The organism is Microbacterium aurantiacum (assembly GCF_040532595.1).
In the GTDB taxonomy this organism is placed as follows: domain Bacteria; phylum Actinomycetota; class Actinomycetes; order Actinomycetales; family Microbacteriaceae; genus Microbacterium; species Microbacterium chocolatum_B.
Genome location: NZ_JBEVYX010000002.1, coordinates 422,847 through 446,504 on the forward strand (window position 1 = coordinate 422,847; position 23,658 = coordinate 446,504).

Below are 23,658 nucleotides of genomic sequence, written 5' to 3' on the forward strand. Positions count from 1 at the left end.
CGGCCGCGTCTCGGCCGGTAGGACACGGCAGGCTGTCCGGTGGCCCAGGATGGAGCGGTGACTCTGGCGATCATCGGCGCAGCGCTCGCCGCCCTCGGCATGCTCGCGGTGGGGGTCGGCATCCTTCCGCCCGAGGAGCTCGCGGCGGTGGCGGAGCGGGTCTGGCCCGTCCTCGTCTTCGTCGTGTCCGTCACCGTCGTCTCCGAGCTCGCCGCGAGAGCCGGGCTCTTCGACCTCCTCGCCAGTCGTCTCGCGCGTCTCGCGCGCGGGCGGACCGCGGCGCTGTGGATCCTCATCGTCGCGCTCGCCGTCACCGCGACCGCGTTCCTCTCCCTCGACACCACGGCGGTCCTCCTCACGCCGGTCGTGGTCGCCATGGCGGTGTCGAGACGGCTCGATCCGCTGCCCTTCGCGTTCGTCACCGTCGTGCTCGCCAACACCGCGTCGCTGATGCTTCCGGTGTCGAACCTCACCAATCTGCTCTCCCTGGACCGCCTCGGCACCGGTCATGACCCGGCGGCCTTCCTCTCTCTTCTCGGGCCCTCGGCCCTGCTCGCAATCGTGATCTCGGTCGGCGTGCTGTCGGTGGCCTTCCTGCCACGGCTTCCCCGCGCGCATCCGACCGCGTCGGAGCCCGTCACCGCGGATCGTCCCCTCCTGATCGCGGCCGGTATCGTCACCGGCGCTCTCCTGCCCCTCCTCGTGAGCGGGCTGGAACCCTGGATTCCCGCAACGGCCGCCGCCCTCGTCCTGGGCGTGGTCTTCGCGTGGCGTGCACCGAAGGCGCTGTCCGTCCGCCTCGTCCCCTGGTCGCTCCTGCTCTTCGTGCTCGGCCTGTTCACCGCCGTCGCGGCGCTCGAGTCCCTCGGGAGTGGACGAGTGCTGGGGGCCATCGCCGGATCCGGCGACGATCTCTTCGCGCTCTGGCAGCTCGCCGGAGCCGGTGCGCTCCTCGCCAACGGCGTCAACAACCTCCCCGCCTACCTCGCCCTCGAGGCGGTGGCGGACTCCCCCGCGCGTCTGGCCGCTCTGCTCGTCGGTGTGAACGCGGGTCCTCTCGTCACCCCGTGGGCGTCGCTCGCGACCCTGCTCTGGGCGGACCGGCTCCGCGCGGCCGGGGTACCGGTGCGGTGGCGGACCTTCGTGATCCTGGGCCTTGTGATCGCTCCGCTCACCGTCCTCCTCGCGGTGGTCCCGCTCGCGATCGGGGCACCCCGCTAGAGCAGGTGACGTGCGGCCTCCCGACGCGACAATGCGCGGAGGTCGTGAGCATCGAGGTAGGCGCGCACCCAGTCCGGATCCGTCCGCGCGTAGTCGCGGAGCGCCCAGCCGATCGCCTTCGCGACGAAGAACGCCGCGTCGGCGCGATTCGGCTCGATGGCGTCCTCGAGGAGGGCCCGATCGGTCCGCTCCTTCCTGCCGAGCTGGGAGATGATCGCGAGCCGCCGGATCCAGAGGTCCTCGTCGACGCTCCATGCGCGGACCGCGCGTGCGGTGGTCACGGCATCCGCGTCCAGCATGTCGGCCACGCGGTGGCTCAGTTCGTCCGTGATGTCCCACCATCGCCCGGACCGGACCATGGCGGTCACGACCTCGAGGGTGTCCGGCGCCCGACGTAACCCGGGAAGGCCGCGGAGGGCCATCGCGGCGTACCACTCCTCCCGGTGGGTGACGGTGTCCCAGAGAGCGGATGCCGCCTCCGCAGCGACCGCGACGTCGTACGATCGCGCGGCCGCACGTGCCACCGCGCGGACCTCGGGAAGGCGCACCCCGTAGAACGGGAGCGCCGACTTCATGTACGCCTGCTGCGCCACCGCCCTCTCGGGGTCAGCTCGTGCGCGAAGCGCGTCCCTGATCTGCCGCACCAGGCCGTCGGATTCCATGCCGAGACGATAGCCCCACTGGGGACGTAGGGCGACGCATCACGAGACGCCTTCCCCGCCACCTCTTCCCACTCCTCGTAGTCTGCTACCCGTGACCTGCACGAGCTCATTCCGGCTGACCGCCGCAGTGCTGCTTCTGAGCACCGCCGCGGTCAGCGCGGCCGCATGCTCGCCCCAGGCGCCCAGCGACAGTGCACCTTCCTTCGCGCTCACATCCGCCGAGGCCGTCGTACCCGACGACCGCGGCGTGTATCCCCTCAACTTCATCTTCGTGGCCCCCGATAGCGACACCATCTGGACAGACCTCAACGGCCTCGCCTTCGGAGGCTTCGACTTCGCCCCGGGCGAGTTCTCCGTCACGCAAGGAGAGGGCACCGACGGCTACCTCCTCGGGAACATCAGTGTCGAGGTGGCCCCACCCGATACAGCCGTCGCCTTCGACACGGTCGAGCTGTTCTACGACGGGCTCACCGAGCCGCGCGCGGTCGAGGTCGGGTCCTGGACGATAGCCACCGCCCCCGCCGAGGAGTTCGCCACCGTCACGGCCGCCGCCGAGGTCGCCGCCATCGCCGGATGCACCAGCGCGAACCTTCCGGTCGCCGCCGACGTCACCGCCGCCACCGGCTTCACCACCGGTGTCCCCGACGTCGAAGCTACGAGCGTCGAATCTCTCCCGGCTGAACAGGCGATCCGCATCGGCCTGGAGTGCACCGACGCCGCCGACTTCTACATCATCAGCCCGTCCGCGACCCTCACCGCCGAGGGGTCTGAAACGGCCGCCCGCTTCGCACCCATCGCCATCGGCTACCAGGACATCGCCGACGAAGATCTGCAACGTATCCGGAGCCGCGCGGGCTGACGGGCTCCGGTACGCGGCGGACTCGCTTATTGGTTCGAGAACGACAAAACCCCCGGTGAACCGGGGGTTTATCTGTGCGCGATACTGGGATCGAACCAGTGACCTCTTCCGTGTCAGGGAAGCGCGCTACCGCTGCGCCAATCGCGCCCGTATGGGCTATGAAGTTGTGAGCGAGGTGGCGACGGGATTCGAACCCGTGTAAACGGCTTTGCAGGCCGGTGCCTAGCCGCTCGGCCACGCCACCGCGTGTGGTTTGACCCCACGTGCTGGTTCAAGGAACCACTGCACTCGAGCGGATGACGAGACTCGAACTCGCGACCCTCACCTTGGCAAGGTGATGCGCTACCAACTGCGCTACATCCGCATGCTCCCGGATTTCCCCGGGCGCTTGAATGACTTTAGCCCAGGACGGGCCGAGTGCAAAACCAGCCGCTCCCCGGGAGTGTCCCCGCCCCGGGTGTCGTTCACAACCGTCCGCGTCGGGTAGGATCGGTAACCGGCCGCACGGCCATGGGCGATTGGCGCAGTTGGTAGCGCGCTTCCTTCACACGGAAGAGGTCATCGGTTCGAGTCCGGTATCGCCCACTCCTGACCCTCGCCCCGGCGGGGGTCTTCTGCTTTCGGGCGAAGCCCCCGGGTTCGCAGACGGTCAGGCTCCGGCATCCCATCCGTAGCGCTGCTGCAGTGCCCGCGCGACCCGGGTGAACCGCTCCAGGTCGAGAGCGGCGGCTTCTCGGCGCATCCCGCCCCGGTGGACGAGATAGATCTGCTCGATGTCCACCCACGACGGCCGCCCCTGCGAGTCCCACGCCCCCGAGCCGAGCGGGAGGAAGTCGCGGTCTCCATCGTGGGCGCGGCTGGTCAGCCGCACGCCGTACACGTGGTCGTCGTCGAGTCGACCGATGACGAGGACGGGCCGGTCCTTCCCTCGCCCGTCGTTCTCGACATAGGGCACCCACGTCCAGATGACCTCACCGGCATCGGGATCGCCGTCCTTGTCCGGCGCGTAGGCGATCCGGAGCTCGGATCTGCGCGGTGGGGAGATCAGGCGTGTGGTCTGCGGGACGGATGCCGCACCCTCGGCACGCCTCGATGCGCGAGGCCGCGCGGGCGTCAAGACGCTCAGGGCTTTCGACAACAAGGACGTCAGTCGGTTCACCCGCTCACCCTACGACGAGCGACAGGGGCGCCGCGGAGGATCCGCGACGCCCCTGTCGGGCGGCTCGAGAGACGTCAGACGCGCTCGTCGATGAGGTAGCCCTCTTCGCCGTGCACGCTGGTGTCGACGCCGGCCAGCTCGTCTTCGTTCTTGACCCGGAAGCCGATGGTCTTCTGGATGGCGAAGCCGATGATGAAGGCGACGACGAAGGAGTAGACCAGAACGCCGACCGCGGCGATGACCTGGACGATCAGCTGCTCCCAGCCGCCACCGAGGAAGAGGCCGGTCTCCGTGGCGAAGAAGCCGAGGTAGACCGTTCCGATGAGACCACCGACCAGGTGGATGCCGACCACGTCGAGCGAGTCGTCGTAACCGAGCTTCCACTTCAGCTCGATCGCCAGGGCGCAGACGGCACCGGTGACGACACCGAGGAGGAGCGCCCAGCCGGGCGTGAGGTTCGCGCAGGCCGGGGTGATCGCGACGAGACCGGCGACGGCACCCGAGGCGGCGCCGACCGAGGTGGCCTTGCCGTCCTTGAGCTTCTCCACGATCAGCCATCCGATGATGGCGGCGGCGGTGGCGCCCAGGGTGTTGATCACGATCAGACCGACGACGCTGTCCTCGGTGCCCAGCGCACCCAGACCCTCCGCACCGCCGTTGAAGCCGAACCAGCCGAACCACAGCAGCGACGCGCCGAGCAGAACGAGCGGCACGTTGTGGGGCTTCTGGATGCCCTTCTGGAAGCCGATGCGCTTGCCGAGGACGAGCGCCAGGGCCAGAGCCGCGGCACCGGCGTTGATGTGCACCGCGGTGCCACCGGCGTAGTCGATGACCTCGGCGGTGAAGCCGAGCGAGGTGCCGAGGTTCAGGATCCAGCCGCCACCCCAGACCCAGGCGGCGACGGGGAAGTACACCACGGTGGCCCAGATGCCGGCGAAGATCATCCAGGCGCCGAACTTGGCGCGGTCGGCGATCGCACCGGAGATCAGCGCGACGGTGATGATGGCGAAGGTGGCGCCGAACAGGGCGCCGACCAGGTCATCGCTGCCGAGGCTGCCGAGGCCGAGGTCCGAGAACGGGTTTCCGGCGAACGCCCAGACGTTGCCCTCCGGAACCGCGCTCATGTTGAAGCCGTAGATGATCCAGAGCACTCCGATGAGGCCCATCGAACCGAAGCTCATCATCATCATGCTGACGACGCTCTTCGCCTTGACGAGGCCTCCGTAGAAGAACGCCACGCCTGGCGTCATCAAGAGCACCAGCGCTGACGCGGTGATCAACCAGGCAAGATTTCCGCTGTCCATGAGATTCCTCATCCATGTGTCGTGTTACACAAAAAGCCCCTGCCGGCGCCGAGTCGGGTCACGGCTGTCGGGCACGCCCAGTTTCCCGAGCGGGGGTTTCGAGCGCCGTGCACCCCGTGTTTCGCGTTGGTTACGCGAGGGAACGCGAGGTAAACATCACGTTTCGCGCCGACGCGAGAGCACCGGGAACGCCCGGAGCGTGCTCGACGAACGGATGCGGATGTGTCAGGCGAGCGTCGAGGCGACCAGTCGCGACATGGCCCGCAGGTACTTCTTGCGGTACCCGCCGGAGAGCATCTCCTCGGGGAAGACGCCGTCGAGCGGGACACCGGTGGCGCGGATGGGGATCTGCGCGTCGTAGACCCGGTCGATGAAGGCGACGAACCGGAGCGCCGCCGACTGATCGCTGAACACCTCGACGTCGCGGAGCCCGACCGTGTCGACGCCCTCGATCAGGCGGATGTACCGCGAGGGGTGGACGCGGGCGAGATGCGCGACCAGGTCCGCGAAGGTGTCGTCGGTGGCCACCCCGACCGCGGCGGCATCGCCGATCGCCGCGTCGTACTCGGCGGCGCTGAGCGCGACCGCGTGACCGTCGATCGCGCGCTGGCGATAGTCGGTCCCGTCGATGCGGATCGTCTGGAACCGCTCGGCCATGGCGTGGATCTCGCGCAGGAAGTCCTGAGCGGCGAAGCGCCCTTCGCCCAGCGCGTTCGGCGGAGTGTTGGAGGTGGCGGCGAATCGGGTGCCGCCGGTGACGAGTTCGCCCAGCAGTCTCGTCATCACCATCGTGTCGCCGGGGTCGTCCAGCTCGAACTCGTCGATGCACAGAAGGTCCGCGCCGCGGAACAGCTCGACGGTGTTCTTGTACCCCAGCGCGCCGACGAGCGCGGTGTACTCGATGAACGAGCCGAAGTACTTCCGACGCGCGGGCATGTCGTGGTAGATCGCGGCCAGGAGGTGGGTCTTGCCCACCCCGAAGCCGCCGTCGAGATAGACCCCTGGACGCGGGGCGGGCTCCCGCTTGGCGCGACGGAAGAAGCCGCTCTTCGCAGGTGCCGGTCCTCCCCCGGCGAACCGGACGAGGAGGTCCTTCGCCTCCTGCTGCGACGGGTACGCGGGATCCGCGCGATAGGTGTCGAAGCGCGCCGCGGTGAACTGCGGCGGGGGAACGAGGGCGGCGACCATCTCGGCACCGGAGAGCTGCGGCGTCCGATCGACGAGGTGCTCCACCCCGACACGGGCAGTCATCGCGCGTCCTCCGGAGCCGCGTCCTGCGAGGCGAGATCGCGATCACGCAGCCATCGGGTGATCGCCGAGCTCCAGCGTTCCTGGTCGTAGTTCCACAGCTTGGTGTGTCGGGCCACGTCGAAGACCTCCATGTGGACGAGATCCGGACGCGCGACGAGAAGATCGTGCGATGCGTCGGAGGGGACGAAGCCGTCGTCGTCGCTGTGCAGGATCAGGATGGGATGCCGCAGCTCGCCGGCGCGGGCGATGACATCGAGCCGATCGAAGGGAATCCGGCCGCCGCTGTGCACGAGCGCCGAACCCCATTCCGTCTCGAGAGCGTGGATGGCGAGCGAGCTGACGGGCGCGGGGACCTTCATCATGCCCGCCTGATAGTCGAGGACGACCCGCCAGTCGACGACGGGCGACTCGAGGATGAGCGCGGCGATACGGTCGCGATGAGCGGAGTTGAGGGACACCTGCAGGGCGATCGCGCCGCCCATGGACCAGCCCATGAGGATGATCCGCTTCGCGCCGCGCCTGCGGGCGAACCCGACCGCCGCGTCCACGTCGCGCCATTCGGTCGCCCCGAGCGCGTAGGTCCCCGCTCGACTGCGGGGCGCCTCGCCGTCGTTGCGATACGACACCACCAGTGAGGTGATCCCCAGCCCGTGGAAGAGAGGTACGGCGCGGAGGCACTCGGCGCGCGTCGTTCCCCGACCGTGGACCTGGATCACCCAGACGTCACCGTCTCCGGCTGGGAAGAGCCAGGCGGGGCAGGGGCCGACGCCGGACCCGATGAGTTCCGGCGTGTACGGGAGGTGGAGGTCGGAAGGATGGTCGAAGTACCAGCCGCTGAAGGCCGCCGCACTGTCGAGATGGGCATCGGACCCGATGTGCGTCAGGAGCTTCCTCGTCACGCTGTCGGCGTCCTCCGCCAGGACGGTCCCGAGCTTCAGATACGGCTCGGATCCGCGGGTGAACAGTCCGTACCTCCCCGGCAGCGCCGTGTCATCGGTCTTGGAGAGCCGGATCGTCTGCGCGGTGGTGTCCAGATCGAGGATGCGGGTGTCCGCGATCCGGGTGGCCGGCGTCACGACGCGCCGCGCCATCCGGAGGGCGGCCAGAGCCCAGATGCTCACCACGATGGACAGCGCACCGGTCAGGACCGAGATCAGCAGGCGGATCGCAGCTGCCGGAGCGGGGAAGGCGCCGCCCGCAGCGGCGCGCCTGGAGGAGACCATCGGGGCCTCACTCTAGTCTGTCCGGGTGGAAGATCACCGCCGACCGGCGCCTCCGACCTTTGCGCAGGTCGCGGACGATGTCCGCGCTGTCGGGTTCCGCGACGATTTCGCCGTTCGAGAGATCCCCGCACCCGCGGGACTCGCCCCGGAAGCGATCGCTCTGGCGGGAGATGTCCGCCCCGATGCGGCGACGGGAGAGTCCGTGTTCGGCACGGGACGCTTCATCCTTCTGCACGACAGCGACGAACCGGCGTCCTGGGAGGGAGCCTGGCGTATCGTCTGCTTCGCTCAGGCTCCGTTGGAAACCGACATCGGCGTCGATCCGATGCTCGCCGATGTCGCGTGGTCCTGGCTGCTCGATGCCCTGAAGTCGCGTGGCGCGCCCTTCCACGCCGAGGCCGGCACCGCGACGAAGACCCTCTCCCGTGGGTTCGGTTCGCTGGCCGCGGAGGGCGACGGATCGCAGATCGAGCTGCGGGCCTCGTGGTCCCCGACGGGACCGATCGGCCGACACGTGGAAGCATGGGCGGAGCTCGTGTGCATGCTGGCGGGGCTTCCGCCGGGTTCAGAAGGGATCGAGATGCTGGGATCGCGCAGGTCGCTGCAGTGACGGCGTACGACGTCATCGTCGACGACGCGGGATTGCGGGAGGCCTCGCGTACGATCGCGGCCGGAACCGGACCGGTGGCCGTGGACGTCGAGCGCGCCTCCGGATTCCGCTACTCGCAGCGCGCCTATCTGGTCCAGGTCTTTCGACGCGGGGCGGGCGTCTTCCTGTTCGACCCCCCGCCGATCACCGACTTCTCCCCCCTGCAGGAGGTCATCGCTGACGAGGAGTGGGTGCTGCACGCCGCCAGTCAGGATCTCCCCTCGCTCCGCGAGCTGGGACTCGAGCCGGAGCGGATGTTCGACACCGAGCTGGCCGCGCGCCTGCTCGGCCACGAGCGCGTCGGGCTCGGGGCGGTGGTCGAGCAGACGCTCGGGATCACCCTGGCCAAGGCGCACTCCGCAGCGGACTGGTCGACGCGACCTCTCCCCCAGTCGTGGTTGGAGTATGCCGCGCTGGACGTCGTGCACCTCGTCGACGTCCGAGATGCGCTCGTCGCCGAGCTCGAAGAGCAGGAAAAGACCGACTTCGCCGAGGAGGAGTTCCTCGCCGTGCTGCTGCGCGAACCGAAGCCCGCCCGCGAGGAGCCGTGGCGACGACTGAGTGGACTCCACGCGGTGCGCGGCCGCCGCGGGCTCGCCATCGCTCGCGAGCTCTGGACGGCGCGCGAAGATTTCGCGCGCGAAGAGGATGTCGCCCCCGGCCGCCTGGTTCCGGACCGCGCCCTCGTGGCGGCGGTCCTCGCCGACCCCCGCTCGAAGCAGGAGCTCGCCGGAGTGAAGGAGTTCACGGGCCGCGCGAGCAGGTCGCAACTCGATCGCTGGTGGGCCGCATTCGAAGCCGGCCGGGCTCAGACCGACCTTCCCCGCGAACGGGTGTCCCACGGCGACACACTCCCCCCACCCCGGGTGTGGGCGGATCGCAACCCCGAGGCGGACGCGCGGCTGAAGGCCGCCCGCCCGCGGGTCGAGGAACGCGCGAGCGACCTCCGGATGCCGACGGAGAACCTTCTGACGCCCGATCTCCTGCGGCGGGTCGCATGGTCGCCGCCGGCGGCCGTCACGACGGACACGATCGCCGCCGCGCTGTTGACCCTCGGCGCGCGCGGCTGGCAGGTTGACCAGACTGCACAGCTGATCACCGATGCCTTTGTGGATTCCGTGCAAGAGCCGGCCGAGGCTCCGCCGGCGGATTCGTAGGTATCCGCCACCGGGTTCTGCCCGCCCGCAGGAGCCTCCTAGGCTTGCGGCGATCCCAACCATTGGAGGCAGAGTGGCCGATATCTCGGACGTCTTCTTCGTCGACGGAATGCGCACCCCGTTCGGGCGCGCCGGCGAAAAGGGCATGTACTGGAACACCCGATCCGACGACCTCGCGGTCAAGGCGACCATCGGTCTGATGGAGCGGAACGCATCGGTGCCGAAGGACCGGATCGACGATGTCGCCATCGCGGCCACCTCGCAGACGGGCGACCAGGGCCTGACCCTCGGTCGATCGGTCGCGATCCTGGCCGGTCTGCCCCAGAGCGTGCCCGGTTTCGCCATCGACCGCATGTGCGCCGGCGCGATGACGAGCGTGACCACCATGGCTGCGTCGATCGGCGTCGGCATGTACGACGTCGCCCTCGCCGGCGGCGTCGAGCACATGGGCCGCCACCCGATCGGCACGAACGCAGACCCCAATCCGCGTTTCGTCGCCGAGAAGATGGTGGACCCCGGCGCCCTGAACATGGGAGTCACCGCCGAGCGCATCTTCGACCGCTTCCCCCACCTGACCAAGGAGCGCTCGGACCGCTTCGGGATGCTCAGCCAGCAGAAGGCGCAGAGCGCGTACGACGAGGGCAAGATCCAGCCGGACCTCGTCTCCGTGGCTGTCAAGAACGCCGACGGCGCGTGGGGCCTCGCCACCGAGGACGAGGGTCGACGCCCGCAGACCACCATGGCGGACCTCGCAGGCCTCAAGACCCCGTTCCGCCCGCACGGACGCGTGACGGCCGGAACCTCGTCCCCGTTGACCGACGGAGCGACCATGTCGCTGCTGGCGGGCGGCGGCGCGGTGAAGGAGCTCGGACTGACCCCGAAGATGCGGATGGTGTCCTTCGCGTACGCGGGAGTGCAGCCCGAGATCATGGGGATCGGGCCGATCCCGTCCACGGAGAAGGCCCTCCGCAAGGCGGGGCTGTCGATCTCCGACATCGGACTGTTCGAGCTGAACGAGGCCTTCGCGATCCAGGTCATCTCGCTTCTCGACCACTTCGGGATCGACGACGACGATCCGCGCGTGAACGCGTGGGGCGGCGCCATCGCCGTCGGGCACCCGCTCGCGGCATCCGGAGTCCGCCTCATGATCCAGCTCGCCGCGCAGTTCGCCGAGCGGCCGGACGTCCGCTACGGACTCACGGCGATGTGCGTGGGACTCGGGCAGGGCGGCTCGGTCATCTGGGAGAACCCGCACTACGACGGCAAGAAGCGCAAGTGAGGACCGCGAGCATGACCGATTACGAATCCATCGACTTCTCCCCCCTTCAGGCGCTCGCCGACGGCGAGGTGGTGACGCATTCGCACGTGCGGGACGTCACCCTCGCGTCCGGGAAGACCCTGGCGCTCATCACCCTCGACAACGGACGCGACCACACGCGACCGAACACCCTCGGTCCTGCGACGCTGACCGAGCTCGGCGAGGTCCTCGACACCCTCGCGGTGCGCGCCGGTGCGGGCGAGATCGACGCGGTCGGCATCACGGGCAAGCAGTACATCCTCGCGGCCGGTGCGGATCTGAGCGACATCACGCGCGTCGGATCGAAGGACAACGCCCGACTCGTGGCGCAGCTCGGGCACAAGGTGCTCGGGCGGCTCGGCGATCTCGGTGTCCCCTCCTTCGCCTTCGTCAACGGCCTCGCACTCGGGGGCGGCCTCGAGATCGCGCTCAACTCCACCTACCGGACCGTGGACGCCTCGGCGGCTGCGATCGCGCTCCCGGAGGTCTTCCTCGGCATCATCCCGGGGTGGGGCGGGGCCTACCTGTTGCCGAACCTCATCGGCATCGAGAACGCCCTCGAGGTCGTGATCTCCAACCCGCTGAAGCAGAATCGCATGCTGAAGCCGGCGCAGGCCTTCGAGCTCGGCATCATGGACGCCATCTTCCCCGCCGCCTCCTATCTGGAGGACTCGCTGCGCTGGGCGGACGGGGTCCTGACCGGACGTGTCTCCGTCGACCGGAAGAACGTTCCGGGCAAGATCGAGCGCGCGGTCAAGTGGCCGGTGGCGATCAAGATGGCGCGAGGCATGCTCGAGTCCAAGATCGGCACGGTGCCCCGATCGCCGTACGTCGCGCTCGACCTGCTCGAGAAGGCACGGTCGGGAACGAAGGCGGAGGGCTTCGCCCGGGAGGATGAGGCGCTGGCCGACCTGGTCGTCGGCGATCAGTTCGCCGCGTCGATGTACGCGTTCGATCTCGTGCAGAAGCGTGCCAAGCGACCCGTCGGAGCTCCCGACAAGGAACTCGCCAAGAAGGTCACCAAGGTCGGGATCATCGGGGCGGGCCTCATGGCCAGCCAGTTCGCTCTGCTGTTCGTGCGGAAGCTCCAGGTGCCCGTGCTGATCACGGACCTCGATCAGGCCCGGGTCGACAAGGGCGTGGCGTACATCCACGACGAGATCGGGAAGCTCGAGGCCAAGGGGCGTCTGGACGCCGACGCGGCCAACAAGCTGCGCGGACTCGTCACGGGGACCACGGACAAGACGCTCTACGCGGACTGCGATTTCGTCATCGAGGCGGTCTTCGAGGAGGTCGGCGTGAAGCAGGCCGTGTTCGGCGAGATCGAGAAGATCGTCGCCGAGGACGCGATCCTTGCGACGAACACCTCGTCCCTTTCCGTCGCGGAGATCGGCAGCACGCTGGCACACCCCGAACGGCTGGTCGGCTTCCACTTCTTCAACCCCGTCGCGGTCATGCCCCTGATCGAGATCGTGTCCACCACGCAGACGGCGGATGCCGCGCTGTCGACGGCGTTCGTCGTGGCGAAGGCCCTCGGCAAGAACGGCGTCCTCACCGCCGATGCACCGGGATTCGTCGTGAACCGCCTGCTCGCGAAGGTGATGGGCGAGGCCGCGCGAGCGGTCTACGAGGGAACGCCGGTGGCCGACGTCGAGCAGGCCTTCGCGCCTCTCGGACTGCCCATGGGTCCGTTCCAGCTCATCGACCTGGTCGGCTGGAAGGTCGCGGCGCACGTGCAGGACACCATGACCCGTGCCTTCCCCGATCGTTTCTTCGCGCACGAGAACTTCCACCGGCTCGCCGAGCTGGACGAGGTCGTGGAGAAGGACAAGGGCGGTCGCGTGACGGGCTTCACCAAGGCTGCACTGAAGACGATCAAACCGCACGCCGGGACCCGGACCGTGCCCGCCGAGGAGATCCTGCGGCGCGTGCAGGACGGCCTCGCGCAGGAGATCCGGATCATGCTGGACGAGAAGGTCGTCCCCGAGGTCGAAGACATCGATCTCTGCCTGATCCTCGGAGCCGGTTGGCCGTTCATCGACGGCGGCGCCTCCCCCTACCTCGACCGGGAGGGGGCATCGGAGCGCGTCTTCGGCGGTACGTTCCACGAGCCGCCGATCCGCGGCATCGCCCAGGGCGACTGAGGCACCGATGACGAAGGCCGGGTCCGCACGCGCGACCCGGCCTTCGTCATGCAGTCCCTACGCGACCGGCAGGTGTCGATTCCACCACTGCACGACGGCGTCGAAGCGCTCGACCCGGTGCCGAGGACGCCCGGCTCGGGTCAGCTCGTGATCCTCGCCCGGGAAGATGAGCATCTCCGCGGGTACCCCGTGCCGTCGCAGAGCGCTGTAGTAGCGCGTGGACTGCTCCAGCGGGCAGCGAAAGTCGAGCTCCGAGTGGATGACCAGCGTCGGCGTCCGGACTCCGCCGACCACCGCCAGCGGACTCTGCCGTGCGATGTCCTCCGCGTCGACGCCGACGTATTCGTCACCGAAGAAGGTGCCGATGTCGCTCGTACCCTGCATGGACACCGGATCGAGGAATCCCCGCTCGACGATCGCCGCGGCGAAGCGGTGATCGTGGGCAATGGTCCACGCGGTGAGATACCCGCCGTACGAGCCGCCCATGATGCCGAGTCGATCGCCGTCGAGGCGGGAATCGCTGTGCAGCGCAGCCTCCAGGAGTTCCAGGACATCGGTCATGTCCACCGTCCCCATGGCCTGTCGGATGCTGCGCCCGTGGGTGCGACCGTATCCGGCCGAGCCCCGGGGGTTGCCGTAGACGACGGCGTATCCGGCATCCACGAGGACCTGCGTCTCGTCGAAAAGGTGGACGCCGTATGCGGCGTAGGGGCCACCGTGGATCTGGAGGATGACCGGGAACGGGCCCTCCCCGGCCGGAGTGGCCACCCACCCGTGCAGCGGATAGCCGTCCCGGGCGACCGCCTCCAGCTCCCGCGGAAGGACCACCCCTCGCTCGCGGACGGCCGAGCCGAAGTCCGTGACCGTCCGGCGGTCCGTGCCGGAGACGACCACCACCTCGCCGAAGGAATCCGGGGTGGCCACCGCCGCGACGACGCGCCCGCCCGCTGTGGCGTGGCCGAGCACCTCGACGTCGCCGTCGAGGACGACGCGGGTCTCTCCTCCGCGATCGACACGGAGCAGGCGCACCCGACCCCGCGTGCGGTCCTGCACCAGGAAACCGTCACCATCGATCGCGAGGTGGCTCCCCACCTCGCCGAGGTCGATCGTCTCGGCATCGGTGAGCGCCCGCGGCCCGTCCGCCTCGAGCAGCCACAGCGCGACGCCCGGGGCGACGAAGTCGCGACCGCTCGCTCCCACGGTGTAGGCGAGGAGGACGATCGACCCGTCCGCCGCGACGGCGACCTCGTTGACGGCGAGACCGGCGTCCATCGGAACAACCTCGCGGATCGATGACCCGTCGACGGCGATGGCCACCACCGGCGTTCGCAGATCCCGTCGGTCCTCTTCGATGCGCTCGCACACGGCCAGGATGTCCGCGCCGTCCGGCGTGAACACCGGCGACGCATACGACACGTCATCCGAGACGAGGCGGCGGGGTTCGTGGGGCACGACCACCCTGTCGGGGGTGTCCCCCGAGGTGGTGACCGCCGGTGGGTACGTCGGCTCGGATTCGAGATCCGGGGCGGCTACGACGAAGAGCTGCGCGGGACGATCGGCGATGTAGCCGAGGCCGTTGGCGTGCCAGCGGATGCCGGTGATGCGGCGCGCCGGCTCCGCTTCCGACGGAAGCCCGTCGACGGTTCCGTACCGACCCTGCTCGGGCATGCGCGCGATGAACGCCAGCGACCGGGCGTCCGGCGCCCACGCGTACCCGGTGACGCCGAGCGGGGCATCCGTCACCTGGAGCGGCTCTCCCCCTTCGGGCGCCACGACGAAGAGCTGCGTACGGCCTCGCGCGTCCGCGCGGAGGAACGCGACGGCGCTGTCGTCCGGCGCGATGCGGGGAGACGAGTCGGACACGCCGCGCGTCAGGCGGCGGTGCGCCCCCGAGACCGGATCGAGGCGCCAGATCTGACCGACTGCCCGATCGGCGGCGAGATCCGGCCGCGACGTCGCGAAGACCGTGAACGACCCGTCGCGGGCGACATCCGGTCGACCGACGGCGACGAGGGCCTCGATGTCACGAGCCCGCACGGCTCACTCCCCCGCGAACGACCGGGTGTCCCCGACCAGACGCGTGTTGTCGGCGGGCACAGGATCCAGCGCGGCGCGCGCGACCTCTGCGGCGAACTCCGACACGTTGTAGAGCTTGCCCGCCGACTCGCGACGCGAGGCGATCGCGCCCGGGTTCGCGCGCTCGAGCAGCGTGGCGGTGATGGTGCCCTCGATCATGTCTCCGGACACGACGACGAACTCGATACCGCGTTCGGTCAGAGCCGGGATGCGCTCGCGCAGCGCGTCCTCGCCGGCGCGCTTGGAAAGGGCGACGGGCTCGTACTCCGGCATCGTCGGGGTCGTCCGGATGAAGTGCGCCTGGTGGCTGGTGACGAAGACCACGCGCGAACCCGCCGACAGCAGGGGCAGCGCCGTCTCCAGCACGCGTACCTGCGCGTCCCGATTGAGGGCCAGGGCGTAGTCGTCCGCCATCCCGGCTTCCATGCCGCCGGAGGCGTTGAGCACGAGGATGTCGAGGGAGCCGAACTCACGCTCGACCTCTGCGAACATCTGCTGCACCGAGGTCGCGTCGGTGAGATCCGCGCCGACGACGAGCACCCGCACGCCGAGCCCGCGGAGCTCGTCGGCCAGCTTCTGCGCGCGCGGAGCCTTGTTGCGATAGTTGATGACGATGTCGGCGCCCGCCTCGGCGAGGTAGCGGGCGGTGTCGGCGCCGATGCCGCGCGAAGAACCGGTGACCAGGGCGACCCGGCCCTTCAGGGAATCGACGGGAAGTGTCTGGGACATGACGTGTGCTCCTGGATGGATCGGTGTCCGGGTGCGGTATCCGGGCCGCAACGACCCTATCAACGCGATCCGCCGGCCCTCGGGAACGAGCCCGTTGATAGGGTCGGAGAACGGGACGAAGGGGTGGCGATGCTGCCGGATCTGATTCAGTACATGTGGATCGCGTGGCTCGTGCTCGCTTTCCTGTTCATCATCATCGAGCTTCTGACCCTCGAGTTCACGTTCCTGATGCTCGCCGCGGGTTCGCTCATCGGCGGGCTCGGCGTGAACCTCCTCGGCGGCCCCTGGTGGCTCCAGATCGGCGTCGCCGCGGTGATCTCCGCGCTGCTGCTGTTCACCATCCGCCCCCTGCTGCTGCGCGCTCTGCACAAGGATCAGCCGCTCGCCCGCACGAACGTCGATGCCCTATACGGCATGGCGGGCCGCGTGGCCAGCCCCTTCGTGCAGGATGCCGGGTCGGTGAAGCTGGACAACGGGGAGACGTGGACGGCTCGTCTCGCCCCGGCGTTCGAGGGAGCACCCCTCGTTCCCGGCGACCGTGTCGTCGTGGAGACCGTACGCGGCGCCACCGTCGATGTCGTTCCCGCTTCCGCATCGCGCGGCGCGGAAGAGGAAAGGAATCAGCCCCATGATTGACGTCGGCGCCTTCGCCGGACAGATCTTCGTGATCGTCCTCCTGGTCGTTCTGGCGATCTTCGTGATCGTCGTGATCTTCCGCTCCATCCGCATCATCCCCCAGGCGTACTCCGGTGTGGTGGAGCGGCTCGGCCGCTACCAGCGGACGCTCCAGCCGGGCCTGAACCTGCTGGTGCCGTTCGTGGATCGGCTGCGCCCCCTCGTCGACATGCGCGAGCAGGTCGTCTCCTTCCCTCCGCAGCCGGTGATCACCGAGGACAACCTCGTCGTGTCCATCGACACCGTCGTCTACTTCCAGGTGACGGATGCCCGGGCGGCCACCTACGAGATCGCCAACTATCTCAGCGCGGTCGAACAGCTGACCACCACGACGCTGCGCAACGTGGTCGGCGGGCTGAACCTCGAGGAGGCGCTCACGAGCCGCGACAACATCAACGGTCAGTTGCGGGTCGTCCTCGACGAGGCGACGGGCAAGTGGGGACTTCGCGTCTCGCGCGTGGAGCTCAAGGCGATCGACCCGCCCCTGTCGATCCAGGACTCGATGGAGAAGCAGATGCGCGCCGAGCGCGATCGCCGCGCGGCGATCCTCACGGCCGAGGGATCGAAGCAGTCCCAGATCCTCGAGGCCGAGGGCCGCCGACAGGCCGAGATCCTCCGCGCCGAGGGAGACAAGCAGGCGGCGGTCCTCCGCGCGCAGGGTGAGGCCGAGGCGATCGAGATGGTCTTCGAGGCGATCCACGCCGGCGACCCGGATGAGAAGCTGCTCGCGTACCAGTACCTGCAGACGCTTCCGAAGGTGGCCGAGAGCTCCTCGAGCAAGTTGTGGATCATCCCGAGCGAGCTGACCGAGGCCCTCAAGGGCATCGGTCGCGGATTCGGTGGCGGCGCACCCGACACCGGTGACGGCGGACGAGGCCGCGACGATGCGCCCCGTTCCAAGCCGCAGCGCACGCGGACGGGAGCCGTCTCCACCGCCGCCGATGCTGCGGTCGCAGCCGCGCGGGAAGCCGCCTCCGCCGCGGACGACATCGCCTCGGAGGCGGCGCGCACACGCCCCACCGCCGGTGACGCGACCCTCTGACCCGTCGCCCGCGGCGCATCCCTGGTTCACGGCGACCGGCACTCCGCGCGTCCTCGCGCACCGGGGACTCGTGAGCGCGGACGCCGCGCGGGACGGCGTCACCGAGAACTCGTTCGCCGCGGTCGCCGCAGCCCACGCGGCGGGCGTCGGATACGTCGAGTCGGACTGCCACCTCACCGCGGACGGCGTCGTCGTGCTCTTCCACGACGACGATCTCTCCCGGGTGACGGGGGATCCCCGGCGGATCGCGGACGTGCGCGTGCGCGAACTCGAAGCCCTGATGAGCGACCGCGGCGGCCTGCTGACCCTGCCACAGGCCCTGGAGGCGTTCCCCGATCTGCGCTGGAACCTCGACGTCAAGGCGACAGCGGCCGCGACACCCGTCGGGATCGGGGTGGCCAGAGACACCGAGCGGGTCCTGATCACCAGCTTCTCCGACGATCGACGCCGCGAGGCTTTGGCCGCCGCCACCCGTCCGGGAGCCGTTCGTCCCGCGACCTCCGCCGGCCGGTCCACGATCGTCCGCTTGCTCGCCGCGGTCGCCTCGGGGTCGTCGGCGCTCGTGGCACGAGTGCTCAGCGGGATCGACGCCGTTCAGATCCCCGAACGCCACGCGGGGGTCGCCGTCCTCTCCGATCGTCTCCTCCGGCTCACGGCCGCAGCCGGAGTCGAGGTGCACGTCTGGACCGTCAACGATCCGAGCACGATGCGGGATCTCGTCCGGCGCGGAGTGCAGGGGATCGTCACCGACCGGGCCGACGATGCGCTTCGCGCACTCGACGCGCCCGACCGACCGCGGGGCTGAACATCGGCTGGGAAAGGAGGCGCCAGACGCGCTGTTCGGATGATCCGCCCAGGTCTCTTCGTTATACCTGAACAGCGACGAGAGGACCACACAATGGCAGACCGCAGTTTGCGCGGCATCCGACTCGGCGCCCAGAGCCTACAGAGCGAAGAGGGCGTCGTTTTCCATGAGCGTGCACAGCACATCTACTCCTGCACCGCCTGCGGGCGGGACACCACTCTGACGTTCGCCGCCGACGCCGAGGTGCCGGAGGCCTGGGAGTGCCGCACGTGCGGCGCCGAGGCGCTGCTCCGCATCGGAGACACGACGGCGACGGTCGATCACTCGGGCGACAAAACCCCGCGCAGCCACTGGGACATGCTCCTCGAGCGGCGCACGATCCCTGAGCTCGAGGAACTGCTCGAAGAGCGTCTCGCCTACGTGCGGGCGCGACGCGGCGCCGGTGGCGAGTCCGCCGACAAGCTCAGCGCCTGACCATCACTTCGTGACGCCGACCCCGTCAGGGGTCGGCGTCTTCGTCGTGTCCTGACGGTTCCGACGACGAGCGAAGGCGCCGAGGGCGACGAGCGCGAGGACGCTTCCCCACCCGAGCAGCATCTGCACTGCCGGTCCGATCACGACCGCGGGCGTGATTCCCGTCCGCAACGGCACATCCGTCAGCATGTGGCCGGCGACACCCGCATCCAGCGCGTCCAGGGTGGAGCCATCCGGTGCGATGACCTGGCTGGTTCCGACGGTCGAGATGTTCACGACCGAGCGACCGGTCTCGATCGCCCTCATCCGTGCGAAGGCCAGCTGCTGGAGGTTCTCGTCGGTGTCTCGGAAGTCGGCGTTGTTGGTCTGGAACATGTAGATCTCGGCCCCTTCGCGCGCTCCCTCCCAGATCACGTCGTCGTAGATCACGTCGAAGCAGATCGCCAGCCCGATCCCGACCCCGTCGACGTCGAAGAAAGGCCGGTTGCTCCCCGGGGTGTACTCGCGCTGAATGAGGCCCACCAGATCCGGAGCGAGGGCCTCGAAGAACCAGCGATCCGGAACGTACTCCCCCATGGGAACCGGGTTCACCTTGTCGTGGACCTGCGTGGCCCCCTCGTTCCGCTCCCACAGGATCGACGTGTTGAACGTCGCCCCGTCTCGCTCCGTCGCGGCATTGACGATCAGCGGCGCATCCAGACGCTCCCCAAGCGAATCCAGGGTCCGCGCGGTGCCGGTGTCGGCGAGCGGGTCCGAGTCGATCCCCCCCTCCGGCCACAGGAGGACGTCCATGTCCTCGTCGAGCAGCGGCGCAGTGGCCGCGAGCTGTGCGTTGAGGATGGCGTCCGGGGAACGCGCATCGAAGTAGCCGGAGGGGCCGTTGCCCTGGACACTCCCGACGCGGAGGGATCCGGCATCCTGAGTGGGGAAGGCGGGGACGAGGAGAAGGAGCGCGGCCATCACCGCGGCCGGTACCGCGGTGGTCCAGCGGGAGAATTCGCGGCGTCTCAGCCACTCGATGATCGCCGCCGTGAGCGCGACAATCAAGAAGGTCAGGCCGGCCACCCCCACCCACGACGAGACGTGTGCGAGAGGACTCTCCGACTGGCTCATGCCGATCCGCCCCCACGGGAAGCCGGTGTACGGCCAGGACCCCATGAAGAGCTCCCGAGCCGTCCACAGTCCTCCCACGAGCAGCGGAAGGACGAGCAGACGCCCGACCGCCCCCGGCAGGACCCGCGGCACCCATCGATAGGCAAGGGCCAGGGGCACGGCGCCGACCGACATGAACACCGTCTCGATCCCCGCCAGGGCGAACCAGGGGACGACACCGAGGTAGCGCGTGATCCAGACGATGTGGATGAGGTAGAACGCCGCGCCGAACACGAAGCCCACCAGCAATGCTCCCCCGACCGACCGGCCGATGAGGGTGACGAGCGACAGGCCGACGCCCACGAACGCGAGCGGCCACCAGCCGACCGAGGGGAAGGCCAGATCCAGGAGCGCTCCGCCCGCCGCGGCGACCAGCACAGCCGCCCACAGGGGCAGGAGGGGACGCGGCGAGCGAGGGGCGGTCACGTCACAACCCTAGATCGCGGAGGCTGGGAGCCGGATCAGACCGTCGAGTGCGCGACGATGCCCCGACGCACGGCTTCGAGCGCGCGGCGCGCAGTCGTGGCGACCTCCGGCTCGGCGACCAGGGACAGCTGATCGAGCAGATCGATCGTCTGCTTGGCCCAGCGCACGAAGTCGCCGGCAGCCATGTCGGCATCCGCGAGGACGCGGTCGAGCATCGCACCCCGGGCCCAGGCGTGCATCGCGCTGGCCAGTCCCGGCGCCGGCGGCTCGGACCCGGGGAGGTGACGGTCGCGCTCGAGGTCGTCGAGGTTCGCCCAGAGCTCCGAGGTCTTCTCGAAGGCCACGCGGAACGCGCCGCGCGGCAGGCCCCGCTCCCCCGGGCCGCCGTCATCGCGCCGGGGCTCGTAGACCAGGCAGCAGGCGAGCGCAGCGAGGGACGGCGCATCCATCTGCCGCCAGAGGCCGCGCCGGAGCGCCTCGGCGATGAGCAGATCGCGTTCCCCGTAGATCCGACGCATCGTACGGCCCGCGGGCGTCAGGGTCGTCGCACCCTGGTCGTCGACGGCGACGTACTCGAGCGCCGCGAGCACGTCCACGACGCGATCGAACACACGCGCGACGGTTCCCGTGCGTGTCTCGATCTGGCGCCGGGTCTTGTCCACCGACCGCTTGAGCTTGGCGTACCGCTCCCCCCAGCGCGCGTGGCTCTCCCGGTCCGGGCACCGATGACAGGCATGGCGCTGCATCCGCCGTCGCAGCGCGTCGATCTCCCGCAGGCGTGCATCGCGGGTGCCGCGACCCGCCGTGACATCTCGCCGGTTCAGCTTCTCGAGCTCGCTGAGCTGACGGCGGATGTCGGCATACTCCGGGAAGTCGCCGCGATCGCACGACATCGCGGTGAGGTAGCCCGCGAGCGACTCCTCCTCCTCTTTCACCCTTCGAGCAAGGCCGACCACGGCGCGGTCAGCCTGGAACTGGGCGAACGAGGATTCCAGGATCTCCCGCGCACGCCGTCGCCCGAACTGGTCGATGAGGTTCACCGCCATGTTGTAGGTCGGCCGGAAGCTCGAATTGAGTGGATAGGTGCGACGCGAGGCGAGCGCGGCCACGGACTGCGGGTCCATCGCCTCGGTCCATTGGATGACCGCGTGCCCCTCGACGTCGATGCCGCGACGCCCGGCGCGGCCCGTGAGCTGGGTGTACTCGCCGGAGGTGATCGCGACGCGGGCCTCGCCGTTGAACTTCTCGAGCTTCTCGAGGACGACGGTGCGTGCGGGCATGTTGATGCCCAGGGCGAGTGTCTCGGTGGCGAAGACGACTTTCACGAGCTTCCGCTGGAACAGCTCCTCCACGACCTCCTTGAACGCCGGCAGCAGGCCCGCGTGGTGTGCGGCGACCCCGCGCTCCAGATTCTCCCGCCACTCCCAGAAGCCGAGAACCGCCAGGTCCTCCTCCAGAAGGGTCCGTGTCCGCTCCTCGACGATCTCCCTGATCTCGCGCCGTTCATCGGGGGTGGTCAAGCGGACGCCGGAACGTCGCACCTGTTGCACGGCGGCGTCGCATCCGACGCGGGAGAAGATGAAGAAGATCGCGGGGAGCAGGTTGGACCGACCCAGGAGGGAGACGACCTCGGGCCGGTCGATGCGCTCCAGTCGCGCGGACGTCGACGGGCGCACGGCGCGGTGACCTCCCCGGTGCGGCCGTCGCTGACCCGCGCCGGCGTGGCGCGCGCTGGAAGCGCGCTGCGCATCGCGGTTCCGCTCGAACGTCTGCCCTTTCATCGATCGGAGGCGCATCAGCTCCTGATTCACCTGCGCGGTCGCGACACCGGCGCGATCGTCGAACAGCGGCAGCAGATCGCCACGCACCAGCACGTGCTGCTCCAGGGGAACGGGCCGCGTCTCGGAGACGATCACCGCGGTGTCGCCACGGACGGTGTCGAGCCAATCGCCGAACTCTTCTGCATTGGACACCGTCGCAGAGAGCGAGACCAGGCGGACGGAAGCGGGGAGGTGGATGATCACCTCTTCCCAGACGGCGCCGCGGAACCGATCGGCGAGATAGTGCACCTCGTCCATCACGACGAAGCGCAGTCCCCGCAACGCCGGCGAGTCGGCGTAGAGCATGTTGCGGAGGACCTCCGTGGTCATCACCACGATGCGGGCGTTCCCGTTGATGTTGGTGTCGCCGGTGAGGAGCCCGACCTCGTCGGCACCGTAGACGGCCTGCAGCTCTCGGAACTTCTGATTCGACAGCGCCTTCATCGGGGTGGTGTAGAACGCCTTGTCGCCGGGCTCCATCATCGCGAGGTAGATCGCGAACTCACCGACGATCGTCTTCCCCGCACCCGTGGGAGCCGCGACGAGCACGCTGCGGCCGTCCTCCAGGGCGCGGCATCCGGCGATCTGGAAGGCGTCGAGCTCGAAACGCTGGGCCGCCGCGAACGCTGCGGTGTCGGGGTACGCCCGCGCGGTCTCGTTCCGCTCGCGGGCGCGCGCGTACCGCTCCGCGGGGCTCGCGTCGCTCACGCGGCGGTCTCGGGCGGGAGGAGAGCCTCTTCCCGCCGCGCGCGGCGCCGGTCGAAGAGCAGGGACAACCCGGCGGCGGCGAAGAAGAGCACGGTCATGATGCCGGCGAGGATGAAGGTGGAGGCGACATCTGCCGGCGGCGTGGCGAGGGCCGCGAACACGACCGCGACGATGATGGCCACACGCCATCCCCCGAGGATCGCCCGGCCGGACATGATGCCGGCGAGATTGAGCGCCACGAGGAAGACCGGCAGGACGTAGGCGACTCCCACGAAGAGCAGCAGCTTGAACACGAAGTCGTAGTAGTAGCTGGCGTCGTAGAAGGCGGCGGCGCCGTCGGGCACGAAACCGGCCATCAGCGTGACGATGTTCGGCATCACCAGCAGTCCGGTCGCACAGCCGGCGAAGAACAGCGGGACGGCCGCTCCGACGAACCCGATCGTGTACCGGATCTCCTTGCGGGTGAGGCCGGGTGTGACGAATGCCCAGATCTGCCACATCCAGATGGGGGCGGCCATCAGGATGCCGAGCGCGAACGCCATCCGCAGTCGCAGATCGAACCCGGAGGTGACCGTGCTGAACATCAGCTCGACACGTCCGGCCTCGCCGCGCGATTCGGCGACGCGACGGATGGGCTCGGTGATGAGGTCGAGGACCGGATCGGTGATGAGGAAGGCCACCACCATCGCCGCGACCAGAGCGATCGCGGAGATGATCAGGCGCTTCTTGAGCTCGACGAGATGCTGCCCCAGGGACATCCGCTTGTCGCGCCGCGGAACGTCGGGATCATCGACGCGCGGCGGCGGAGTCGTGACCATAGGCCGA

General features: G+C 69.2%; 20 protein-coding genes and 4 tRNA genes. 11 read left to right on the top strand and 13 right to left on the bottom strand.

Features of this window, described 5'->3' with window-relative positions; translation table 11 throughout:
• The first annotated feature begins 57 nt into the window (after positions 1-57).
• On the top strand, positions 58-1,221 hold the full coding sequence (locus ABXJ56_RS14235; protein WP_354000381.1) for an SLC13 family permease: 1,164 nt from the start codon (positions 58-60) through the stop codon (positions 1,219-1,221).
• Here ABXJ56_RS14235 and ABXJ56_RS14240 read toward each other — a convergent pair.
• Entirely contained in the window at positions 1,218-1,883 is a 666-nt protein-coding gene (locus tag ABXJ56_RS14240; RefSeq protein ID WP_354000382.1) for a DNA alkylation repair protein, read from the bottom strand. The genes ABXJ56_RS14235 and ABXJ56_RS14240 overlap by 4 nt on opposite strands.
• Positions 1,884-1,974: 91 nt before the next feature.
• Between ABXJ56_RS14240 and ABXJ56_RS14245 the strand changes: the two genes are divergently transcribed.
• Positions 1,975-2,742: a hypothetical protein gene (locus ABXJ56_RS14245; RefSeq protein ID WP_354000383.1), complete on the top strand. Its 768-nt coding sequence runs from the start codon at positions 1,975-1,977 to the stop codon at positions 2,740-2,742.
• Positions 2,743-2,817: 75 nt separating this feature from the next.
• Here ABXJ56_RS14245 and ABXJ56_RS14250 read toward each other — a convergent pair.
• From ABXJ56_RS14250 to ABXJ56_RS14260, 3 genes are all read right to left on the bottom strand, one after another.
• Positions 2,818-2,889 (bottom strand) — tRNA-Val (locus ABXJ56_RS14250).
• Between the two features lie 26 nt (positions 2,890-2,915).
• Positions 2,916-2,986, bottom strand: a tRNA-Cys gene (locus tag ABXJ56_RS14255).
• A 47-nt stretch (positions 2,987-3,033) separates the two neighbouring features.
• A tRNA-Gly gene (locus ABXJ56_RS14260) sits at positions 3,034-3,106 on the bottom strand.
• A 148-nt stretch (positions 3,107-3,254) separates the two neighbouring features.
• Here ABXJ56_RS14260 and ABXJ56_RS14265 point away from each other — a divergent pair.
• Positions 3,255-3,327: transfer RNA gene (locus tag ABXJ56_RS14265), tRNA-Val, on the top strand.
• Between the two features lie 64 nt (positions 3,328-3,391).
• Here the strand turns inward: ABXJ56_RS14265 and ABXJ56_RS14270 are convergent.
• The 4 genes from ABXJ56_RS14270 to ABXJ56_RS14285 all read right to left on the bottom strand — a co-directional run bounded on the left by ABXJ56_RS14270 (position 3,392) and on the right by ABXJ56_RS14285 (position 7,679).
• A complete protein-coding gene (locus ABXJ56_RS14270) occupies positions 3,392-3,892 on the bottom strand; it encodes a type II toxin-antitoxin system PemK/MazF family toxin (protein WP_435405015.1) in 501 nt (166 codons plus the stop codon).
• Between the two features lie 83 nt (positions 3,893-3,975).
• Positions 3,976-5,205 (bottom strand): ammonium transporter, encoded by a 1,230-nt coding sequence (locus ABXJ56_RS14275; RefSeq protein ID WP_354000385.1) that lies wholly within the window; start codon positions 5,203-5,205, stop codon positions 3,976-3,978.
• Between the two features lie 225 nt (positions 5,206-5,430).
• A complete protein-coding gene (zapE, locus tag ABXJ56_RS14280; protein ID WP_354000386.1) occupies positions 5,431-6,456 on the bottom strand; it encodes a cell division protein ZapE in 1,026 nt (341 codons plus the stop codon).
• Complete coding sequence (locus ABXJ56_RS14285) at positions 6,453-7,679, bottom strand: alpha/beta hydrolase family protein (RefSeq protein ID WP_354000387.1); 1,227 nt, start codon at positions 7,677-7,679, stop codon at positions 6,453-6,455. Before ABXJ56_RS14285 ends, zapE begins: the two co-directional genes overlap by 4 nt.
• Before the next feature lie 25 nt (positions 7,680-7,704).
• Between ABXJ56_RS14285 and ABXJ56_RS14290 the strand changes: the two genes are divergently transcribed.
• The 4 genes from ABXJ56_RS14290 to ABXJ56_RS14305 all read left to right on the top strand — a co-directional run bounded on the left by ABXJ56_RS14290 (position 7,705) and on the right by ABXJ56_RS14305 (position 12,926).
• Positions 7,705-8,289: a DUF3000 domain-containing protein gene (locus ABXJ56_RS14290; RefSeq protein ID WP_354000388.1), complete on the top strand. Its 585-nt coding sequence runs from the start codon at positions 7,705-7,707 to the stop codon at positions 8,287-8,289.
• Entirely contained in the window at positions 8,286-9,485 is a 1,200-nt protein-coding gene (locus tag ABXJ56_RS14295) for a ribonuclease D (RefSeq protein WP_354000389.1), read from the top strand. Before ABXJ56_RS14290 ends, ABXJ56_RS14295 begins: the two co-directional genes overlap by 4 nt.
• A 73-nt stretch (positions 9,486-9,558) precedes the next feature.
• On the top strand, positions 9,559-10,764 hold the full coding sequence (locus ABXJ56_RS14300) for a thiolase family protein (RefSeq protein WP_354000390.1): 1,206 nt from the start codon (positions 9,559-9,561) through the stop codon (positions 10,762-10,764).
• A gap of 11 nt (positions 10,765-10,775) precedes the next feature.
• A complete protein-coding gene (locus ABXJ56_RS14305) occupies positions 10,776-12,926 on the top strand; it encodes a 3-hydroxyacyl-CoA dehydrogenase NAD-binding domain-containing protein (protein WP_354000391.1) in 2,151 nt (716 codons plus the stop codon).
• A 57-nt stretch (positions 12,927-12,983) separates the two neighbouring features.
• Here the strand turns inward: ABXJ56_RS14305 and ABXJ56_RS14310 are convergent, their stop codons facing one another.
• Both ABXJ56_RS14310 and ABXJ56_RS14315 read right to left on the bottom strand, forming a co-directional pair.
• On the bottom strand, positions 12,984-14,963 hold the full coding sequence (locus tag ABXJ56_RS14310) for a S9 family peptidase (RefSeq protein WP_354000392.1): 1,980 nt from the start codon (positions 14,961-14,963) through the stop codon (positions 12,984-12,986).
• 3 nt (positions 14,964-14,966) lie between these two features.
• Complete coding sequence (locus tag ABXJ56_RS14315) at positions 14,967-15,731, bottom strand: SDR family oxidoreductase (RefSeq protein ID WP_354000393.1); 765 nt, start codon at positions 15,729-15,731, stop codon at positions 14,967-14,969.
• A 129-nt stretch (positions 15,732-15,860) separates the two neighbouring features.
• Here ABXJ56_RS14315 and ABXJ56_RS14320 point away from each other — a divergent pair, with 129 nt between their 5' ends.
• The 4 genes from ABXJ56_RS14320 to ABXJ56_RS14335 all read left to right on the top strand — a co-directional run bounded on the left by ABXJ56_RS14320 (position 15,861) and on the right by ABXJ56_RS14335 (position 18,727).
• Positions 15,861-16,367 (top strand): NfeD family protein, encoded by a 507-nt coding sequence (locus tag ABXJ56_RS14320; RefSeq protein WP_354000394.1) that lies wholly within the window; start codon positions 15,861-15,863, stop codon positions 16,365-16,367.
• Positions 16,360-17,448, top strand: a complete 1,089-nt coding sequence (locus tag ABXJ56_RS14325) for an SPFH domain-containing protein (RefSeq protein ID WP_354000395.1) — start codon at positions 16,360-16,362, stop codon at positions 17,446-17,448. The genes ABXJ56_RS14320 and ABXJ56_RS14325 overlap by 8 nt, the downstream gene beginning before the upstream one ends.
• A 70-nt stretch (positions 17,449-17,518) precedes the next feature.
• Positions 17,519-18,253 (top strand): glycerophosphodiester phosphodiesterase family protein, encoded by a 735-nt coding sequence (locus ABXJ56_RS14330; protein ID WP_354000396.1) that lies wholly within the window; start codon positions 17,519-17,521, stop codon positions 18,251-18,253.
• Positions 18,254-18,346: 93 nt separating this feature from the next.
• Positions 18,347-18,727 (top strand): RNA polymerase-binding protein RbpA, encoded by a 381-nt coding sequence (locus ABXJ56_RS14335; protein WP_354000397.1) that lies wholly within the window; start codon positions 18,347-18,349, stop codon positions 18,725-18,727.
• A 3-nt stretch (positions 18,728-18,730) separates the two neighbouring features.
• Here the strand turns inward: ABXJ56_RS14335 and lnt are convergent, their stop codons facing one another.
• Genes lnt through tatC form a run of 3 tightly spaced genes read right to left on the bottom strand, consistent with a single transcriptional unit; the run spans position 18,731 to position 23,651 of the window.
• The gene (gene lnt / locus ABXJ56_RS14340; protein ID WP_354000398.1) at positions 18,731-20,305 is read right to left on the bottom strand and encodes an apolipoprotein N-acyltransferase; all 1,575 of its coding nucleotides are present in this window, start codon (positions 20,303-20,305) and stop codon (positions 18,731-18,733) included.
• A 35-nt stretch (positions 20,306-20,340) separates the two neighbouring features.
• Positions 20,341-22,833 (bottom strand): DEAD/DEAH box helicase, encoded by a 2,493-nt coding sequence (locus ABXJ56_RS14345; protein WP_354000399.1) that lies wholly within the window; start codon positions 22,831-22,833, stop codon positions 20,341-20,343.
• Complete coding sequence (tatC, locus tag ABXJ56_RS14350; protein ID WP_354000400.1) at positions 22,830-23,651, bottom strand: twin-arginine translocase subunit TatC; 822 nt, start codon at positions 23,649-23,651, stop codon at positions 22,830-22,832. The genes ABXJ56_RS14345 and tatC overlap by 4 nt, the downstream gene beginning before the upstream one ends.
• Positions 23,652-23,658 lie beyond the last annotated feature (7 nt).

Bases quoted from the DNA above. Each gene is read 5' to 3' on its own strand.
- tatC (WP_354000400.1), bottom strand. From the start codon at position 23,651: ATGGTCACGACTCCGCCGCCGCGCGTCGATGATCCCGACGTTCCGCGG.
- ABXJ56_RS14305 (WP_354000391.1), top strand. From the start codon at position 10,776: ATGACCGATTACGAATCCATCGACTTCTCCCCCCTTCAGGCGCTCGCC.
- ABXJ56_RS14320 (WP_354000394.1), top strand. From the start codon at position 15,861: ATGCTGCCGGATCTGATTCAGTACATGTGGATCGCGTGGCTCGTGCTC.
- ABXJ56_RS14285 (WP_354000387.1), bottom strand. From the start codon at position 7,679: ATGGTCTCCTCCAGGCGCGCCGCTGCGGGCGGCGCCTTCCCCGCTCCG.
- ABXJ56_RS14240 (WP_354000382.1), bottom strand. From the start codon at position 1,883: ATGGAATCCGACGGCCTGGTGCGGCAGATCAGGGACGCGCTTCGCGCA.
- ABXJ56_RS14325 (WP_354000395.1), top strand. From the start codon at position 16,360: ATGATTGACGTCGGCGCCTTCGCCGGACAGATCTTCGTGATCGTCCTC.
- ABXJ56_RS14315 (WP_354000393.1), bottom strand. From the start codon at position 15,731: ATGTCCCAGACACTTCCCGTCGATTCCCTGAAGGGCCGGGTCGCCCTG.
- ABXJ56_RS14335 (WP_354000397.1), top strand. From the start codon at position 18,347: ATGGCAGACCGCAGTTTGCGCGGCATCCGACTCGGCGCCCAGAGCCTA.
- ABXJ56_RS14275 (WP_354000385.1), bottom strand. From the start codon at position 5,205: ATGGACAGCGGAAATCTTGCCTGGTTGATCACCGCGTCAGCGCTGGTG.
- zapE (WP_354000386.1), bottom strand. From the start codon at position 6,456: ATGACTGCCCGTGTCGGGGTGGAGCACCTCGTCGATCGGACGCCGCAG.